General features: G+C 21.8%; 1 protein-coding gene and 2 other annotated features. The gene reads left to right on the top strand.

Annotated features, from left to right (window positions below):
• The first annotated feature begins 270 nt into the window (after positions 1 to 270).
• On the top strand, positions 271 to 573 hold the full coding sequence (locus tag E0D71_RS17515; RefSeq protein WP_235906850.1) for a hypothetical protein: 303 nt from the start codon (positions 271 to 273) through the stop codon (positions 571 to 573).
• 837 nt (positions 574 to 1,410) lie between these two features.
• Positions 1,411 to 1,570, bottom strand: a sequence feature (23S ribosomal RNA rRNA prediction is too short).
• A 261-nt stretch (positions 1,571 to 1,831) separates the two neighbouring features.
• Positions 1,832 to 1,997, bottom strand: a sequence feature (23S ribosomal RNA rRNA prediction is too short).
• Positions 1,998 to 3,720 lie beyond the last annotated feature (1,723 nt).

Genomic DNA, 3,720 nt, shown 5'->3' with positions numbered 1-3,720 from the left:
TTTTATTTTTAACCCTTTAATTATTTTTTTTTGAGATAAAATATTAAAATGACTATTTAGTTTATAAAAATAAATGTTTTGAAAACATTAGAAAAGAATATAATTCTTAATAGTTGATTAATCTACTATTTTAGTTAATATTATAAACTAATAATTTATAATAAATAAAAAACTTTTAAACCCACAAAAAAAATTAAATAATTAATAGAAACAGGCAAAAATCTTTTTCAAGCCAAATATATTAATTTATCATATCGTAATCGAGGTAATGTGCCCCGAACTCACACAAAAATAAAAGAGATAACTACTCCTTTAATAAAAAAAAAAATTGAACAAACTCTCCTACCTAAAAAAATAATAACAAAAAGAATTCTTATAAATAAAATTCTTGCATATTCAGCCATAAAAATTAAAGCAAATCCTCCTCTTCTATACTCAGTATTAAACCCAGATACAAGTTCAGATTCTCCTTCAGCAAAATCAAAAGGAGTCCGATTAGTTTCAGCCAAACACCTTCTAAATCAAATTAATCTTAAAGGAAAAGCCAAAAAAATAAATCATACATTAGATTGATATTCAATAAATAAATTTAAATTAAACCCGGCTACTAAAATAACATACGATAGAAGAATCAAAGCTAGCCTTACTTCATAAGAAATAGTCTGAGCTACAGCTCGTAGTCTCCCTAATAAAGAATATTTACAATTAGAAGACCACCCTGCAATTATTACCCTATATACTCCAAATCTTAAACAACAAAAAAAAAACAACACTCTTATATCAAATTTTCTTACTAACCCAATATCATAAGGTAAAACAACTCATACTAACAAAGATAAAAATAATCTAAATACAGGAGAAAAATAATAAGGTAAAAAATTAGATACAGTAAGAGTTATTTGTTCTTTAGTAAATAATTTTACTGCGTCAGAAAAAGGCTGTAAAATACCTATGTAACCAATTTTATTAGGACCAAATCGAATTTGAATAAACCCAAGAATTTTTCGTTCTAATAAAGTTACAAAAGCTACCCTTACTAAAACACAAACAATTAAAATTAAATAATTTACAAATATTATACTCCTAAACATTAAGTATTAACCAACTACTTTATTATTTTACAGTTGTTTTTATTAAGTTAAAAACTTAAAATATTTTAATTTATTAAAATAATATTTAATTACTAAATTATTAGCTATAATATTATTACTATTTATAGAATTCCTTTCTATCTTAATCAAGTCCTAAACCTGGTACATATTATCTGCCAAAATAGTAACTTTAACTAAATTATTAACTCTAAAAGTTATTATTTTAAACTTATTTAAATATAAATTCAGCTATAGAAATTTTCTAATTATTCAATCCTTTCGTACTAAAATAATTTTTTTAAATTAAGAGATAGAAACCAACCTGGCTTACGCCGGTCTGAACTCAAATCATGTAAAGATTTAAAGGTCGAACAGACCTTCTTTTTATAACGGCTACACTATAAAGATTCTTTAATTCAACATCGAGGTCACAAACTTCTTTTTCAATAAGAACTCTCAAAAGAAATAATGCTGTTATCCCTAAAGTAACTTAGTCTTTTAATCTTTAAATAAGGATCATTTATTTTACTCATAAACTTATGTATTATATCTTGACAGTTAAATAATATATTTATATCTATGTCGCCCCAACAAAATAAAGTAATTTTACTTTATTTTTATAAATTATTTCAAAAAAATATTATTTCATTATAAAGCTTTATAGGGTCTTATCGTCCCCTTAAAAAATTTAAGCCTTTTCACTTAAAAGTTAAATTCAATATAAAATAAAGAGACAGAACTTCTTTTGTTTAACCATTCATACGAGTTCCCAATTAAAAAACTAATGATTATGCTACCTTTGCACGGTCAATATACCGCGGCTCTTTAAGTTTACTACTACTCAGTGAGCAGGCCAGACCATAAATATCTTTCATATGGACATGTTTTTGATAAACAGGCAAAGAATTATTTTGCTGAATTCCTTTTTATTATCTTTTTCTTATAAAAATTATTTTTATATTTTATTATTAAATTTTTTACAAAATTTTTAGTCTACTAATAAAATTATTTTTATTTAATATATTTTATTTTTTTTAATATCTTAATTTTAATTAAAGATTAACTAAATTTTTTTAAAATAAAAATTTAGTTAAAACACTTTATATTCATAGCTACTTTTAAGCTTAGAAATTATTTTTATTTTATTAATCTATTATAAATTTTAAATATACAAAGAGCTTATCCCCTTTGCTTTTACTTCTAAATTCAAATTATATTTAGAGCTAAATTAAATTTAATTTTTAAGAAACCAGATATTATAAGATACAACTAGCATTTCACTTTTAAATTCTTTTTTTAAATTATTATTACACAAAAACTTATTTAGAATTTAACTTTTCTAATTTCGGGATTATCTTTATATGTGACTTATTTTAATTTTCCCTAATACACGAGGTACATTATTTTATAATTACTAACTCTATTTTATAAATATTTCCTTAACAGTACTTTACCCTATAGTCTATAAAATTAAAGTTTTATAACCTTTACTTTTTAAATTCTTAGTTGATTCTATTAACCTAATTATTTTATTTAAACAATATCTCAAAATTTTTAAAAATAAATCGATTTGCACAACTTTTTCTTCAATGTAACTGAAGCGCTTAACTTATTCTAGCTCTATTTTTATTAATCTAGATTCACTTTCCAGTAAATCTACTATGTTACGACTTATTTCATCTATATAATGAAAGTGACGGGCGATATGTACATAATTTAGAGCTTATATCTTTTTAATTTATTAATAATTATTACAACCAAATCCTCCTTCCTAAAACTATTTCAAATTTTATTTCATATTTATATATACTTAATTGTAACCCATTTTAACTTATTCATAGGCTGCACCTTGATCTAATTTTTTTTAATTTATAAAATTTAATAATTTTCTCTAAATATTATCTAATAATGACGGTATACAAACTTATAAATTAATTATAATAAGTAAGATTTTTCGTGGTTTATCGATTACAAAACAGGTTCCTCTGAAAAGACTAAATTACCGCCAAATTCTTTAAATTTAAAGAACTACCTTATAATATTTTAGTTTTTATTAATTTTTAGTATAATAGGGTATCTAATCCTAGTTTAAATCTAAAATTTTTTAGCTTCAATAAAAATATTAAATTAATTTTTTAAAAATATTTTGATTTTACTCTTTATTTTATTAAATTTTTTTTATTTTTTATTTAACTAATTTACTAATAAATTTTTGTTTAATCTTAAAGTTTAACCGCGACTGCTGGCACAATATTTTATCAGACCTTAAATTACTACTAAATCATGTGTTTCTTATTGTTTAATAATCCTTGCTGAGACTTAAAAATTTATAAAAAATTTAATTTTAGATTTAAAAATTTGAATACTACTATCTCTCATACAATTTCAGCTTTTTTACAAAAATTCAAGAAAGAATAAAACTTTTTACCCTTAAAATCAACTTTTATTCTTATTAAATTTTTATCCTATAACTTATTTTCAGAATTTTTTATAACATATATATTATATTACAATAAATGTATACATATCTAGTACCCTTATAGGAACTTATCACTAATTATATAAATAGAGAATCCCTCAATAAATTATCTCCGAAAAAATTATAATAAAATTACACTTAGAATAAAAT

The sequence above is a fragment of the Marinomonas sp. KMM3893 genome, from assembly GCF_004352855.1.
Taxonomy (GTDB): domain Bacteria; phylum Pseudomonadota; class Gammaproteobacteria; order Pseudomonadales; family Marinomonadaceae; genus Marinomonas; species Marinomonas arenicola.
The sequence above is the reverse complement of the archived record's forward strand: the minus strand, read 5'-3'. Positions and strand labels throughout refer to the sequence as shown.